At 38.6% G+C, this 15,688-nt stretch carries 15 protein-coding genes; 7 read left to right on the top strand and 8 right to left on the bottom strand.

Annotated features, from left to right (window positions below):
* The 5 genes from ftsH (at position 1) to ACEXOE_RS22715 (ending at position 4,390) form a co-directional block, all read left to right on the top strand.
* On the top strand, positions 1-1,992 hold the full coding sequence (ftsH, locus tag ACEXOE_RS22735; RefSeq protein ID WP_394751179.1) for an ATP-dependent zinc metalloprotease FtsH: 1,992 nt from the start codon (positions 1-3) through the stop codon (positions 1,990-1,992).
* Between the two features lie 61 nt (positions 1,993-2,053).
* A complete protein-coding gene (locus ACEXOE_RS22730; protein WP_394751178.1) occupies positions 2,054-2,665 on the top strand; it encodes an LUD domain-containing protein in 612 nt (203 codons plus the stop codon).
* Position 2,666: 1 nt separating this feature from the next.
* A complete protein-coding gene (locus tag ACEXOE_RS22725) occupies positions 2,667-3,476 on the top strand; it encodes a phosphatidate cytidylyltransferase (protein WP_394751177.1) in 810 nt (269 codons plus the stop codon).
* Entirely contained in the window at positions 3,466-4,134 is a 669-nt protein-coding gene (locus tag ACEXOE_RS22720; RefSeq protein ID WP_394751176.1) for a phosphatidylserine decarboxylase family protein, read from the top strand. Before ACEXOE_RS22725 ends, ACEXOE_RS22720 begins: the two co-directional genes overlap by 11 nt.
* The gene (locus ACEXOE_RS22715; RefSeq protein WP_394751175.1) at positions 4,124-4,390 is read left to right on the top strand and encodes an acyl-CoA-binding protein; all 267 of its coding nucleotides are present in this window, start codon (positions 4,124-4,126) and stop codon (positions 4,388-4,390) included. The genes ACEXOE_RS22720 and ACEXOE_RS22715 overlap by 11 nt, the downstream gene beginning before the upstream one ends.
* 43 nt (positions 4,391-4,433) lie before the next feature.
* Here ACEXOE_RS22715 and ACEXOE_RS22710 read toward each other — a convergent pair whose 3' ends face one another.
* The 4 genes from ACEXOE_RS22710 to ACEXOE_RS22695 all read right to left on the bottom strand — a co-directional run bounded on the left by ACEXOE_RS22710 (position 4,434) and on the right by ACEXOE_RS22695 (position 8,201).
* Positions 4,434-5,030, bottom strand: a complete 597-nt coding sequence (locus ACEXOE_RS22710; protein WP_394751174.1) for an RDD family protein — start codon at positions 5,028-5,030, stop codon at positions 4,434-4,436.
* Positions 5,031-5,116: 86 nt separating this feature from the next.
* Positions 5,117-5,719, bottom strand: coding sequence for a DUF1684 domain-containing protein (locus tag ACEXOE_RS22705; protein ID WP_394751173.1), 603 nt, complete (start codon positions 5,717-5,719; stop codon positions 5,117-5,119).
* Positions 5,720-5,809: 90 nt separating this feature from the next.
* Positions 5,810-6,079: a hypothetical protein gene (locus ACEXOE_RS22700; RefSeq protein ID WP_394751172.1), complete on the bottom strand. Its 270-nt coding sequence runs from the start codon at positions 6,077-6,079 to the stop codon at positions 5,810-5,812.
* 190 nt (positions 6,080-6,269) lie between these two features.
* A complete protein-coding gene (locus ACEXOE_RS22695; protein WP_394751171.1) occupies positions 6,270-8,201 on the bottom strand; it encodes a spondin domain-containing protein in 1,932 nt (643 codons plus the stop codon).
* 301 nt (positions 8,202-8,502) lie between these two features.
* On the opposite strand from ACEXOE_RS22695, the gene ACEXOE_RS22690 reads away from it, so the two are divergent.
* Positions 8,503-9,696 (top strand): LytR/AlgR family response regulator transcription factor, encoded by a 1,194-nt coding sequence (locus ACEXOE_RS22690; RefSeq protein WP_394751170.1) that lies wholly within the window; start codon positions 8,503-8,505, stop codon positions 9,694-9,696.
* Between the two features lie 193 nt (positions 9,697-9,889).
* Here ACEXOE_RS22690 and ACEXOE_RS22685 read toward each other — a convergent pair whose 3' ends face one another.
* The 4 genes from ACEXOE_RS22685 to ACEXOE_RS22670 all read right to left on the bottom strand — a co-directional run bounded on the left by ACEXOE_RS22685 (position 9,890) and on the right by ACEXOE_RS22670 (position 15,077).
* On the bottom strand, positions 9,890-10,870 hold the full coding sequence (locus ACEXOE_RS22685) for a DUF5777 family beta-barrel protein (protein ID WP_394751169.1): 981 nt from the start codon (positions 10,868-10,870) through the stop codon (positions 9,890-9,892).
* On the bottom strand, positions 10,827-11,378 hold the full coding sequence (locus ACEXOE_RS22680) for a YceI family protein (RefSeq protein ID WP_394751168.1): 552 nt from the start codon (positions 11,376-11,378) through the stop codon (positions 10,827-10,829). The genes ACEXOE_RS22685 and ACEXOE_RS22680 overlap by 44 nt, the downstream gene beginning before the upstream one ends.
* Positions 11,379-11,383: 5 nt before the next feature.
* On the bottom strand, positions 11,384-11,809 hold the full coding sequence (locus tag ACEXOE_RS22675; RefSeq protein ID WP_394751167.1) for an OB-fold protein: 426 nt from the start codon (positions 11,807-11,809) through the stop codon (positions 11,384-11,386).
* Between the two features lie 634 nt (positions 11,810-12,443).
* Positions 12,444-15,077 (bottom strand): valine--tRNA ligase, encoded by a 2,634-nt coding sequence (locus ACEXOE_RS22670; RefSeq protein WP_394751166.1) that lies wholly within the window; start codon positions 15,075-15,077, stop codon positions 12,444-12,446.
* Between the two features lie 201 nt (positions 15,078-15,278).
* Here ACEXOE_RS22670 and ACEXOE_RS22665 point away from each other — a divergent pair, with 201 nt between their 5' ends.
* Complete coding sequence (locus ACEXOE_RS22665; RefSeq protein WP_449619021.1) at positions 15,279-15,668, top strand: DUF1573 domain-containing protein; 390 nt, start codon at positions 15,279-15,281, stop codon at positions 15,666-15,668.
* Positions 15,669-15,688: the final 20 nt, after the last annotated feature.

The following is a 15,688-nucleotide window of genomic DNA, read 5'->3' as shown; positions in this document are numbered from 1 at the left end:
ATGGCAAAAGAAAATAAAACAAACCCCGGCAAGAAACCAAGATTTAGCTCCTGGTGGATCTACGGTACCATCGCAGTAATCCTTATAGGACTGCAATTCTTCAATAGTGATAGTTTTTCCAATACTGAAAAAACAACTACTTCCGAATTACAGGAATTTCTGAGAAATGGGGATATCGAAAAAATATTGATCATTACCAACATGCGTCAAGCCAAAATTTTCTTGACGGATGAGGCCATGGAAAAGGCGGTACACAAGGATGTTTCTAAAAAATCCTTTCCGCTGACGCAAGGTATAAGTCCTCAGTATTTGGTAAATTATGGAGATCTTCAAAATTTTGAAAACGAGATCAAGAATATCAAGACCGAAAATAACTTGGATACCATTGTCGATCACGACCAGGAATCCAATGTCCTTGGGGATTTGGTACTGACCTTGTTACCCTTTGTATTGATTATTGGAATATGGATTTATTTGATGCGAAGAATGTCTGGCGGAGGCGGAGGCGGTGCCGGAGGTCAAATCTTTAATATTGGTAAGTCCAAGGCAAAGCTTTTTGACGAAAAAACCGATACACGTACATCGTTTAAGGATGTTGCTGGTCTGGAAGGCGCCAAAGAAGAGGTTGAAGAAATTGTAGAATTTCTTAGAAATCCCGATAAATATACTTCCCTTGGAGGAAAAATCCCTAAAGGAGCCCTATTGGTAGGCCCTCCCGGAACAGGTAAAACACTTTTGGCCAAAGCTGTGGCCGGTGAAGCCAAAGTACCTTTCTTCTCTTTATCTGGTTCAGATTTTGTGGAGATGTTTGTAGGTGTCGGTGCTTCCAGGGTGCGAGATTTGTTCAAGCAGGCCAAAGATAAATCCCCTGCCATTATTTTTATCGATGAGATTGATGCCATAGGTAGGGCTAGAGGAAAAAATAATTTTACCGGATCTAATGATGAAAGGGAAAACACCCTAAATCAATTGCTAACGGAAATGGACGGATTTGGCACCAATACCAATGTTATTGTATTGGCGGCAACCAACCGTGCCGATGTCTTGGATAAGGCCTTAATGCGTGCAGGTAGATTTGACCGTCAGATTTATGTAGATCTGCCGGACATCCGGGAAAGAAAAGAAATTTTCGAGGTCCATTTAAGACCTATAAAAACAGCAGAGACCCTAGATTTGGACTTTCTTGCAAAACAGACCCCAGGGTTCTCTGGAGCAGATATTGCCAATGTCTGTAACGAAGCAGCTTTAATTGCTGCCCGTAAAGAAAAGAAAGCGGTAACCAAACAGGATTTTCTGGATGCCGTTGATAGAATCGTTGGTGGTCTTGAGAAAAAGAACAAGATCATCACTCCCGGAGAAAAAGAAACTATCGCTTATCATGAAGCCGGGCATGCTACGGTTAGCTGGATGTTGGAACATGCTGCTCCGCTAGTAAAAGTTACTATTGTTCCCAGAGGACAATCTTTAGGTGCCGCATGGTACCTTCCTGAAGAACGTCTTATTGTTCGCCCTGAACAAATGCAGGATGAAATGTGCGCCACTTTGGGAGGTAGGGCCGCAGAAAAAGTAATCTTTAATAAAATTTCAACCGGAGCATTGAGTGACTTGGAAAAAGTGACGAAGCAAGCTAGGGCCATGGTCACGGTTTACGGTCTTAATGATGAAATAGGAAACCTCACCTATTATGATTCTTCTGGACAAAGTGACTACGGTTTTTCCAAACCTTATAGCGAAGAGACTGCGCAAACTATCGACAAAGAGATTTCTAAAATCATTGAGGAGCAATATCAAAGAGCTATCGATCTTTTAGAATTGCACAAAGACAAACTTACGGCACTTGCCAAACGATTGCTGGAAAAAGAGGTGATTTTCAAAGATGATTTAGAGAAAATTTTTGGAAAGCGTCCTTATGGCAATGAAGAGGAAGGTGAGGTCAGAACTCGCGAAGAAGCGCCCGAGGTAGCAAGCGAAACCGAAGAGGATAATAAATAGGGATATTCAACGTTGTTCATTAGATAGACGCTAATCATTTATTATTAGACATCAATCATCAATGGGTTTATTTGATAAACTATTTGGGGGAGGCAAAAAAAAGGTTTCCAATGAAACTGCGGAGACCAGAGGCTTGCATATGCCCGATTTAAATATTCCTATTGACGAGAAATTTACGATTCACTTCAAAAAAAATGGCGGTAAATTTTTATACTGCGATTCCAATTCTGAAGTTTCGGATGCCCTTAACAATATCATTGAAGAAAACAGTTGGCAGACCCAAAAGTTTTTTTCCATGGATTCCAAATTAGAAAAAAGATTCTCAAAAGAAAATATCACTTTCTCTGATAAAGCCAGGGAAAGTGAAGTTTTTTTTACGGCATGCGAGCACCTTATTGCCCAAAATGGATCAATTTTAGTATGTTCCCATCAATTGCACGAAAAAAAACTGAACGAAGTGCCCGATAATCTTATTGTTTTTGCCAAGACCAGCCAACTCGTAGATTCCATTGGGGAAGGGCTCAAGAGCATCAAGAAAAAATATAAAAACAGCATTCCCGCAAACATTACCACCATAAAGCATTTCCAATCTACTCCAGAAAATAAAAATAACTTCCTCTCCTACGGTAGTAGTTCAAAAAATCTGTATCTTTTGCTTTTGGAAGATCTGTAGCATGAAAGAAATTTTTAGGCGTTTAATTACGGGGGCAGTCTACGTGGTATTGCTGTTGTCAGCAGTTTTTTTAAATTCGGATGCCTTTGATTTCCTATTTATGATTTTTGGTCTCGCGTGCCTCTATGAATACAAACGCATGACCCATCTCAAAGGCTATGCGATTTTTATTGCCTATTTAACGCTTTGGTGGATTTATATCTATTTTATCAATGCATTGGATAAGATTCCCATTTATGTCCTACTCTTCCTTACCATTACCGTAAACTCGGTACTATTGGTGCAGCTTTTCACCAGAAAAGGGAGACCCTTTAATCTGGTTCAAAAATTTAGCATCGGGTTATTTTACATCGGTGGCGGTTGTATTTTCTTAACCATGATTCCTTATAAGAACAATGATTTCTCGGAATTTCTGATTATGGGAATCTTTATTTTAATTTGGGTAAACGACTCTTTTGCCTATCTCGTGGGCAAGAGTCTTGGGCGAACAAAATTATATCCTGCAATTTCTCCGAAAAAAACTTGGGAAGGAACCATAGGGGGATATATCTTTGCACTGGTTGCAGCGTACTTCATGTCGAAATACGAGACCAATATTTCCGTACTGCAATGGCTTATTTTGGCCACTGTTATTGTTACCTTCGGTAGTCTGGGAGATCTTGTGGAATCCCAATTCAAAAGAACGGCCGGTATCAAGGATAGTGGCGCTATCTTGCCTGGGCATGGAGGAATGTTAGATCGTCTGGACAGTTTGGTATTTGCAGCACCTTTTGCCTATTTAACCTTAAATATCTTTACCTATGTTTCATAAAGAGGGCCAAAAAATTATATTGACCACTTTTTTTATCGTTTCTGCCCTAGTCATCATTTCGGAATATTACCTTCCGATCCCATGGTTGAAACTAGCTCTCCAGATAAGTGCCTTGATTATATTGATTCTTATTTTGCAGTTTTTCAGAAACCCGAAGCGAATACCGGTGAAAAGTTTTGATGAAATCCTGGCCCCTGTGGATGGGAAAGTGGTAGTGATAGAAGAGGTTGAGGAACCCGAGTATTTTCAGGGAAAGCGAAGACAAGTATCCATTTTTATGTCGCCCATAAACGTTCATGTCACCCGTTATGCGGCCAGTGGCACTATAAAGTATTCCAAATACCATCCAGGGAAATATCTCGTGGCTTGGCATCCCAAATCAAGTGAGGAAAATGAACGTACCACTGTGGTCATCAATACCCCTAAATTTGGAGATATTCTGTATCGTCAAGTGGCCGGAGCTTTAGCCCGAAGAATTGTCAACTACGCCGAGGTTGGAGAGAGCGTCCAACAAGGTGATGATGCTGGTTTTATAAAATTTGGTTCACGGGTAGATTTGTTCTTACCTTTAGATTGCGCCGTAACCGTTAAACTAGATCAAAAAGTGGTTGGTGCCAAAACTTGCATCGCCACTACAGTCCAAAAAGATGACGAATGAAAAGCTACATAAGGATTTCCAAAAAGCTGTGGAGTTTGTAAATAATTATAACGAGCCTTTTCCCGCGGACTTACTATTGAAATTATATGCATACTATAAAATAGCCAATAAGAATTTTGGCAATCCAGGTAGTAAAACCCCTTTGATCAACGCCTTTAAGGCAAATGCGCTTTTTCAATCGCAACATTTGAGTCGTGAAGAAGCCATGACCGCTTATATTGAATTGGTAGATAAAGAAGTACGTCAAAAGGAATGACCCAGCTTTTATTTTATCCTAGAGAAAAGTTCAAAGGAGGGTATTAGGAATCAATTTCCACCACCCTTGTTTTGGACCATCGATCATGCCACCCCACTCCTTCCCCTAGAAAGGAGAAGGCATCAAAGGGCACGAAGCGGTAAAAGGATCGGGCCAAGATACTTCCAAATGGAGGTTTATTTCCATTTTCATCCACCACCTTGGTCTTCGTAAAATATTTCCCTATGGACCTATTGGTAACTCCTTCAAAAAAAGCATAATAGAATACCCCTACGGTAAAGGCCACCGCATAATCCAGGAGTCGGTTATCCTCATCGATCACAGAGACCCCGTCCGGAGATACATAGCTCTCAATAATTACAAAGAGAGCATAGAAAACCACGGCGCAAACATAAACACATACACGGTCAACAATATAATTTACAAATCGCTTCCCTTGACTTGCCGTCTTTAATCGTGCTGCGCTATTCCAAGGGCTATTTGCCAGCGTTTCTTTCCGCATAGTGTCTTCCACAAAAGAAGCGCAATTTCCCTCAAAATCGGCAATACGATCGGTGAGACCACATACAATCCCTTGCTCCAGATCCTTTTTCTGATGGGTACAAACTTTACAAAATTCTAAATGTTGTTGTCGGGTCATGTGATATCTGTTGGGGTTATATCTTATTTTAAATACTGTAGCATATTGGTTTTCCCAGAGCAATTAAAGATTGCCTTTCCAAACCACTAATGTGCTTTTTTTGGTTTTTTGACGCCCGCCCTAATCCTGTAATTCAAGTTGTTTTCTGCCGGAGGTATGGGACAGGAATACCCTTCGGTATAAGCACAATAGGGGTTGTACGACTTATTGAAATCTATAAGCATCATATCTCCTTTGGGAATTTTTAAGTCTATATAACGCCCTCCACTATAGGTTTCCTCCCCATTGGTCAAATCGGTATAGGGAAGGAAGAGATGTTCTTTAAAGGCTTCCTTTTCCCTAAGGTTATGATTCTGATAAATGCTCAGCGTAAAGCTTTCTCCTTCTAGGACAAAAGTTACTTCTCCATATTTTTCATAAATGGGCAATCTACTTGTAGAAGTCTTCATTTGAAAGGGTATTGCTCCCACCGTACGCGTAAACTTAGCCTTAACCGCAAAAGTACTATCAATCTCAAAAAACTGATGTCCTTTAAATGTTTTTGCTCCTTCTTTTAAGGGAGATTCCTTGGGATCATGATATTGGGCATTCAGTTCTTTTTGAAATTCTTCGGCAGATTGCTCTTCTTGGGCCGTTGTGACATTCGCGAAAAAAAAGGCAGTAAGGGATATCAAAAGAAGATGTTTCATGGCATTCCATTTGGTTGGTTTTCTACCTAAAAGTATAAAAATTGAAAGAAGCCATGGCAATAGCAGTAGATAATAGTTGCGCTACAACTCTTAGTCTCTTGCCATTCGCATTAGAATACGAATAACAATAAAGACAATTCCTAAGATTCCCCAAATAGAGATGTTATTGGACTTTTCTTTTTCTGCAACATATTGCTTCGCCGCAGCTTTCTGTGCTTCTTTGGGGTCTACGACAAAAGTTTTACAACGGTCTTCAAAATCTGGTTTGCGCTGTGTTAGAGAACAGATAATACCCACAGCACTGTCAAATTTTCTATTCTCACATTGTTTACAAGATTGGAGGCGTGTATTTAAGTCCATATTTCTTGGGTATGTAGGTTAATTTGGTTTAGACCATAACGCTATTTAAAAGAAAATAGTATATACCCTTATATTCCCCCAATTGGTTTACTTAGAAAAATATCTAAAATAAAAAACCCTGACAATACTGCCAGGGTCTTTCGCTCTCAAATAACCTGCCCATAAGTAGGACAAATAAATCGATTAAAGCTTATTGCACTTCAATGTTAATTGAAATTACATTGTAACCACCTCTTGGATCTCTAAGGTAAACAACACCAGGTCCGTTAGAGTATACCCCTTTTCCGAATTGAACATCTTCCAAGTTACCTACTCGTCTTACTGTAGTGTTTTCATCTTCTGGACCTTCGTTTGGACCATTTTGTCTAGGCGCTTGATAGATTCCAAAACCAACAGCTTCGTCAATTTCAGTACCCGCATCGTATAAGTATGATTTTGCACTTGCACCAGTTCCGGATACAGGAGCTCCGTTCTCATCAAATAATGGGTATCCTTCATTGTTATACGCAATGAACCAGTCATTTGTTTGTACGAACATTGTTCCAAAACCAAATTTATATCCTTGTCCTTGTGGCACTTCCAAAGTAAAAGTAAGCTCTTCTCCAGGACCAATATTCATCGTTTGATCACTTGCCGCAACAGGAAGACCAAGACTTCTTACATAATCAACCGCAATACTATTGTTTCCATCCTCAGCCAATTCTTCCAATCCGTTTGCAGGATTATTGGTTTCTCCTTGTAATACTAATGGATCTCTTTCTGTGTTGAAAGCATATACCAAACCTGGAGAGAATACACTTAAAGAAGAGGAAAGACGCAATGGAGAACCATTAGATCCAGTTTCTGTAAACCAAGCAAAAAGCTCATCTGGATTTCCGTCTTCAGCAATAGCTTCAAGACCTACACCTCTATCTTCTGTTCCTAAATCGAACAATGGGTTTGCCAAAGCATGTAATACTGCAATACCTGGAGTTGGCACAAATCCGTTGGTAGAGCTAGCAGCTTCTGCAGGATCTGGAGCATTGATCGTTGTAATAGTAAAGGTAAAAGTACCCGCAGCCATAGGATCGCTAGAAGCTTCGTAAGTCAAAACTGCTGTAATATAGATATCACCAGTAACTCTTCCAGGAACCAAACGTACCAAAGGGTTCTCATCTGCAGGACCAACATTGGCACCTGCTGGAGGGAATGTTGCAGGATCGTTATCTGCCTCAGTTCCTAAATCATATAGGGATAATAAGCTTGCTACATCAACATTGTTCAAAGCTGCACCACCAGGGAAAAGGTCAATACCATTTAAATCCGTTGGAGCCAAGAACCAGTCATTACTGTTCCCCATCATTGTCACAGGGCTAAATCTTGTACCAGGTACAGCTTGGAAAGAAATCTGATACTGATCACCGTTCATATTTAACGGGCCACGTGTAGGAGCATCTCCTGCTCTCAATCTTTCTGTAAATGTATGTACGTTAAGGTAATTCGTTACGTTGTTGATCGTGATATTAAAAATAGAGGTAGCTACTTCTGAATTGTTGGCCAATCCTAAAGAAGGATTTACTTCCTCACTCCAATCGGTAGAAGCATCACCTTCTCCATCAAACTCAATACTAAAGCTGTTCAAACGCGTAGCAGGAACAAAATCCCCACTTGTCCATATTCCAGCTTCAACAGCTACATCTTCACGTGCACTTCCTGCAGCTCCGTACTGTACAAAATCTACAATAGCCTCTGCACTTGCAAAAGCATCAGAAGAATACAATCCTAATCCACCTTCATCATCAGGCATACTATATGGTAATACTAAAAAATCACCAGGAGCTAAATCACTCACAGAACCACTATCTGGAGTAAGTGTTCCCAATTGCACATAAGTACCAGGTCCAAGGCACAACCAATAGTTACTTAAATCAGCATTGATATTACCATTGTTGAAAATCTCAACACGGTCTTCTGCGCCAAATCTAATCTCATTCAATACTACAGAGACCATTTCAGGGTCTTCTGGTGTTACAGGGTCTTCTACACCCACTACAGGGTCATCAATTACTACATCATCATCATTGGAACAAGATGACAATACTAAAGCGGATAATAATAATCCTGTTAAAAACTTCTTTTTCATTACGTTTGTTTTTTTAATTACTAATTTTTCAATTGTCTTTCGTTTTCTTCTTTTTCTAAGACAGGACAAAATTGAGTATTTATGGACGTTTGCACCTACTAAAATGTTCTGAACGGGAAATTTTAGGCTTAAAAGTGAAATATTGACTTTCTTATTCTTCTTTATTTTATCGAAAAGACGTGGATCGTATCCCATATGATATTCCCCACTATTGTGGATGGAGAATTTGTCCATATTTAATAATTGAAGGATAAAGGTTATCTTCGCAAGGTTGAACCGCTATGATTATTGAACAATTAAAATGAGAAAAGACAGACTTTATCTTTTTACCTTTTTATCGGTTACTATAATATTTATTCTAGTTGCAGGAATTGCAACCCAATTTTTTGTAAAAGCCAGTACTTTTGAATTGTTTGATTCCGTACTGGAATCCAATAAACAGGAAAGTAAAAAAGTGGCGAGCCTTATTGGTTATCAACTTGCAAAAGGATTGGATAAAGATGACCTAAAACAACATATTCAAAATTTGCTTTCAGAATCTGACTCCAAAAATGGATCTATTGCAGTTTTGGATTGGTCCGGTAGAGTAATCTGTCATCCCGAAGGCACGCAAAGAGGCAGAACGATCAAATATGATGAAAGCCTTAAACTTTCTATAGATTCGGAAATAACAACAAGAGATTTTTATGAGTTTTTTATTCGAAAACAGGAAGCTGGAGAAATAAGTACGGCAGAAGATATTGGTGGAACGATGGAGGTAATTTACTTGTCCGGTGTAAATACTATTAATTCTGACTGGATCGTAGCTTCTTTAGTAAATCTCACTTCTATTTCCAATAGATTGGATAGCTTAAGAAATCAATTTTACATTACGCTTCTAATTATGGGATTCTTCCTAGTCTTAACCTCTGTAATTGTGGTACGTCTCATTGGAAGTATGTATGAAAAGAATTTGGAAAGTGAGAAAAAGAAACTGGAAGATGAAGTGCTCAATTTGGCCAAATTAAATTCGGCCTTAGGCGAATATCAGCAAAAAGTGAGCGAAGAAAAAGCGAAAGCTGAAGAAGTAGTGCAGGAAAAACCGGAACCTTCTCCGGAAGAAGTCACCGATGAAAAATCCAAAAGCGATACCAATACAACTATAGAAAAAGAAAAGGGCAAAAAACGAATTCTCACCTATTTACGAAATGAATTGTTGCCCGTTTCCACGGATGATATTGCCTATATCTATACCGAAAACACCATTACCTATGTCGTTCAGACCAATGGAAAACGATCTACGGCCAATAATAGTCTTGATGAGCTCTTCTCTAGCTTGGACAGCAGTATTTTTTATAGGGCCAATAGGCAATTTATTATTGCCATTTCATCCATTGAGAAAATCATTCGTTACGGCAATAGTCAATTAAAAATACTAGTTATTCCGAAATCCGAAGTGGATATCATTATAGGAAAGAATAAAGCCTCCGAATTTAAACAATGGCTTAATCTCTAGAGGTGATACCATAGTTTTATATCTTATAGATTTCGTATAATTGGATTGACATTAGACTTCATTAGAAGTAAAGAGATTCACCTATTTATACAACAATATGGTCCCCTTGGGTTATAAAAGTATTGTTCCTCTAGAAAGAACACTGCTAAAAATCATGGGAATCCCGACCTTCAGGTATAAAGAAGAACTATTCCTATTCAGAAGCCTTTTTCTGTTGTTTTCTTAACTTCTTGGCACTACGCTTTTTCTTGTTATTAAAGTGTAAGACGTAGGTGCCACTTACACCAATATGCAGATTACCATCCCTGAAATTAAAATTCTGAGTGGTCAATGTAATATTTGTAGGCTCGTCAAAGCTACGTGTATTGGTGAGGCTAAATTGCAATATTAAATCACTTACTTCCCAATTTACACCAATAGCAAAAGGATCAAAGGCGTGTATTCCATCTACTCTATTGGCCACATAATAATATTCAGAAGCTATGGAAACATGCCCTCCCAATTTATACCGTGCTCCAAAACCAACTGCAAAATGGTTGTTATCATCTCCATCGGGTTCAAACTGCTGGGAGGTCCTATGGACATAGGTAGGGGTAATTTGCAACGATAAATTCCTATCTACCTTTTTTGCAAAAATCACTTGACTTGCAAATGAGAAGCGTTCCGAAGAATCCTCAGGAAGGATTACATGATTGAAACTACGTGTTAGATAGGAAGAACTCTGCACTAAAGTAATTCCAATTCCAGCTCCTTTTTTATCTGCTCGTTGCCGGACCAAACGATATTTTCCCAAGAGATTAAATGTCCCGTCAAAAGTTCCCACACCAAATCCTGCAGTAAAACGATCGGAGAAAGAATAGTCGATGCCAAAACGTGTATTGACACGATCTGCCCCAAAACTGTTTGTTGTCTGCTCTGGAGTATTCCAATACTTTGTAATCACATTAATTTCTAAGGTGTTTTTTCTGCGCGTCTCTACCGATTGCGTAATCAATAGTCTATTGGCCTTGAATGTCGCCTGTGTGTAATTAGGAACATCCGGAGCGCTTTTTTCCAAAAGGGCAAACAAATCATCTTGCGCTTGAACAACATTATGGAAGCACAAAAAAATTAGGAATGCATAAACAATTTTACTGCTCGTTGGATTCATATTCAAATCTAAATGTAATTTCAATAGTTTTCGCAATATTCGGTGCCAATAGACCTGGAACCTTTATTTCATAGTCATCGATATTGATCTCAAATCCCCCGGATAAGGTATACTTCCCCTCCTTATTTTCAATCTTTGTCTTTACTTCTACCTTTTTTTCAACCCCATGGAAGGTCATATCCCCACTAACCAAGGTCGTTCTGGAATCGCCGGAGCCAATGTCACCAATTCCTTCTATTTTCCCTTTAAAAGTCAAGGTTGGATATAAATCGGATTCCACATAACTTTCATTAAAATGCTCTTGCATCAAGGCTTTTTTGAATTCAAACGTACGCATCAACATACTAACCACAATAACCTCATTAGATAAATCTATAGCTGTTTGCACCGTATTGTTTACAGCTTCTATATTTTCTACCGAAGTATATGAAAAGAAGGTTACCTGTCCCAAATTATCTTGAATGACATTATTGCTCTGTGCAAAGCCTCCATAAACCATTACCATACATAGTAGTGTATATATTTTATTCATCGTTTCTATTTATTTGCTAGTATGCAATTTAACATAATGACGTCTGAGAGGTAGCCTTTACAAATTCCTTTTAAACGCACATTCTCCCCAGGTTTTAAATTTTTAATACGATCTGATTTTGAAGGCTTCATAGCACAAATAATTTTTGAGCCTTTTTCTTGCGCCTGCAAAAATACGGAATAATGGTCGTTCTTAAATATTATTTTATCTATTATTCCTTCTACTTCTATTGTTTTTTCCACGAAAGTACTATTGGCCCTATCCTTGTCCATATGAAACATAGCGGCCAGATTTTTTGAGCTTACTTCTACTTCCGTTTTTACATTCTCAATATCCATTGGAGGCTTTGTATACTCAAAATACAAATAGCTCCCTCCTAATAATAAGAGGAGTAAAAAGCCAACTATGAATATTTTTAATTTTGCGTTCATTCCTTTTTGGGGGCAATGATATTTACCTATATTTTAAGCCCTTAGTTGTAGATATATAGTCTAATTAATCATAAATCATTACAACAAGCTGTTATTTTTTAAGATACAAAAGTTATATAAATTCCATAATTCTGTTATAACTCTTTGTATAAAATTTTGTTTACTGCCTTCGAAGTTTACTTAAAAGAAAGGAGAACCGACGAATCGACCCTCCTATTCCTCCTTCTTCTTTTTCAATAACAATCTTCATTAAAAAGTAAATTTCTTTTTCAATAGCAATTTTTGATTTTCGGTGATTTCACCTCATTTACTTTTCACAACAATTTCTAAAAACTTCGCTTTTTCATAAGCACAGGACAAAGCACGTTATTTATTGTCGTTAAATCCTTAAGAAACTGCTTAAGAAGGAAAAATTGGCTTTAAAAGTGAAAAATTACGATTGTAAATTCTCCGTGTACCCCTAATTTTAAGGAAGTTGACTTTTTAGCACTTTTAAAAACTGTGGTTAAAAAGGAATTGAAATGAGGCGAAAAAAAAGGCAAAAAAACTAAAAAACCCTTAAATAGTACTTGAACAAGATGCGTTTTGTTCAAACTACTTAAGGGTCAAAGGTACTTTCCTGAAAGGAACTAATTTATTGTAATCCCGCCAAACTTTTCTCCAAGGTGGCGATTTTTGCTTCAGCATCAGATGCTTTCTTTTTTTCCGTAGCCACTACTTGTTCCGGGGCATTGTTCACGAAGCGTTCGTTCCCTAGCTTTTTTTGGACCGATATAAGAAAGCCTTTCGTATACTTCAATTCTTCTTCAATTTTAGCAATTTCTGCCGCTACATCAATAGCGCCTATGATAGGCACAAAATATTCATTACTTTTTACGCGAAAAGAGAGCGCCCCATCCACTGGAGCATGTACATCGCTGATTTCCGAAAGATTGGTCAATTTTTTCAAAATAGCATTATAGGCTTCCGAAATTCCTTCCTTATTAATTAAGGAGAGGGTAAGTGCATCTTTATTGGCAATATTTTTCTCTTTTCGTATCGTTCTCACTCCCGAAATAACTTCCATGGTAAATGCAAAATCTTGAATAAGTGTCTTATCAATTTCACCCTGTTTAGGCCATTGCGACACCACCAAAGCTTGTTCGGGTGTACGAGGGCTGATATATTGCCATACTTCTTCCGTTAGGAATGGCATAAAGGGATGTAGTAATTTCAGGTTTTGTTCAAATAATCCGATAACCGCTTCATAGGTAATTCGATCAATGGGCTCCTGATAGGCCGGTTTTATGATTTCCAATAGCCAACTACTATAATCATCCCAAATTAATTTATAGGTGGCCATCAACGCATCTGAAATCCGATATTTACTGAAATGATCTTCAATTTCGATCAAGGCTTGGTTAAACTTTGACGCATACCATGCCAAACCGATCTTTGAAGCTTCGGGCTGTGGCAAATCGGCCACTTCCCAACCTTTTAATAAGCGAAAGCCATTCCATATTTTATTGGCAAAGTTCTTTCCTTGCTGACACAAGGCTTCATCGAACATCAAATCGTTCCCCGCTGCAGAACTCAACAATAGTCCTACGCGCACTCCGTCTGCACCATATTCTTCGATTAATTTTAGCGCATCCGGGGAATTGCCCAATTGTTTGGACATCTTTCTGCGCTGTTTATCCCGTACCAAACCAGTGAAATATACATTTTCAAAAGGTCGTTTTCCTCGAAACTCATAACCCGATATAATCATTCGAGCTACCCAGAAAAAAATGATATCCGGCCCTGTTACCAGGTCATTGGTAGGGTAATAATATTGAATCTCCTCATTATCTGGCTCCAGTATTCCATTAAAAACACTTATAGGCCATAACCAAGAGGAGAACCAAGTATCCAACGCATCTTCATCTTGTCGTAGGTCTTCCAAAGTCAATGGGCTACCTGTATTTTGTTTTTCATTGGCCAATACCAATGCTTCTTCCTTGGTTTCCGCTACGACAAAGTCGTTCTGCCCATCACCATAATAGAATGCGGGTATTTGATGGCCCCACCACAATTGCCGGGATATATTCCAATCTCGGATATTCTCCATCCAATGACGATAGGTGTTTTCAAACTTTTTTGGAAACAATTTAACCTCTTCATCCTCCAATACCGCCTTGATAGCAGGCTTGACCAAATCTTCCATTTTAAGAAACCATTGATCGGACAAGCGAGGTTCTATAACCGCTTTGGTGCGCTCAGAAGTTCCAACCTTATTAATATGTTGTTCGGTCTTAATCAAAAAACCTTTTTCTTCCAGTTCTTTTGAAATCTCCTTTCGAACCACAAAACGGTCTTTTCCCTGATAATGCAGGCCATTGCTATTGAGGCTGGCATCCGCATTGAAAATATCAATAACCTCCAATTGATGCTTCTCTCCCAAAGCTTTATCATTAATATCATGGGCAGGAGTTACTTTTAGGCATCCGGTTCCAAATTCCATATCCACATAGGTATCCTCTATGATTGGAATAGTGCGATCGGTTAAAGGTACTATGGCTCGTTTTCCCTTTAAATGGGCATAACGTTCATCATTTGGGTTGATACAAATGGCGGTATCGCCCAAAATGGTCTCAGGTCTTGTGGTTGCAATGGTTACCTTTTCATCAGAACCTTCAATCGCATAAGCCAAATAATACAAAAGTCCTTGCTTTTCCTGATAAATTACTTCTTCATCGGAAAGGGTTGTCTTTGCTTCTGGATCCCAATTCACCATTCGATGTCCCCTATAAATCAGGCCTTTATTGAAAAGTTCTACAAAGACTTTGATTACAGAAGCGGACATTTTGTCATCTAAAGTAAAGGCGGTTCGCTCCCAATCGCAGGAACATCCCAATTTTTTTAATTGCTCTAAAATCACTCCTCCGTACTCATGCGTCCAATCCCAAGCATGTTTTAAGAAGGCATCCCGTGTTAAGTCAGACTTTTGAATACCTTCTCCCTTAAGTTTAGCGACTACCTTTGCTTCTGTGGCAATGGAAGCATGATCTGTTCCGGGCACCCAACAGGCGTTTTTCCCCATAAGACGGGCTCTCCGGACCAATACGTCCTGAATAGTATTATTCAACATATGTCCCATATGGAGCACCCCGGTAACATTGGGAGGCGGAATTACGATGGTATATGACTCTCTTTCATCGGGTGTAGAATGAAAATAATTGTGCTTCATCCAGTAGTCATACCAGTGGTTTTCTACTTTCTGGGGGTCATATTTAGACGGGATATCCATGATTTTCGGAACAGTTTTTGTTTACTATTGGTCGCATTGTCCGCTTTTGCATGCGGGTTATGTTAAATTATAACAATACGGGTTTTTTTTACCTAAATTTAAATACGAAACAAAAATAAGTAACGTTAGTTGATAACAAAAGAATTTTGGACGTTCATATAAAAACATTTAAATTTGGTATTCACCCAAAACTAAAAAATGATGAAAAAAATAGTACTAGTATTATTCGTAAGCCTACTTGGATATAGTGTTACTGCCCAAGACAAGGCAGCTAAAATTGAGTTTAAAGCTGAAACTGTTGATTACGGAGAAATTGCCAAAGGCAGTGACGGAGTGCGCGTATTTCAGTTTACCAATACGGGAAGTGCCCCATTAATCATTACAAAAGTAAGTTCTAGTTGTGGGTGTACTATCCCCAAGAAACCTGAGGCTCCTATTTTACCGGGAAAAACGGGTGAGATTCAAGTTAAATATGACACCAACAGAGTTGGAAAAATAAGAAAAGCCATTACGGTTATTTCCAATGCGGACACGCCTACTAAAGTCTTAAAAATAAAGGGTGAGGTTATGGCTCCGGAAGGAACAAAATAAACTATTAATCAAATAGATAA

This window comes from Spongiimicrobium salis (genome assembly GCF_043678055.1).
GTDB classification, from domain to species: Bacteria; Bacteroidota; Bacteroidia; order Flavobacteriales; family Flavobacteriaceae; genus Spongiimicrobium; species Spongiimicrobium salis.
The sequence above is the reverse complement of the archived record's forward strand: the minus strand, read 5'-3'. Positions and strand labels throughout refer to the sequence as shown.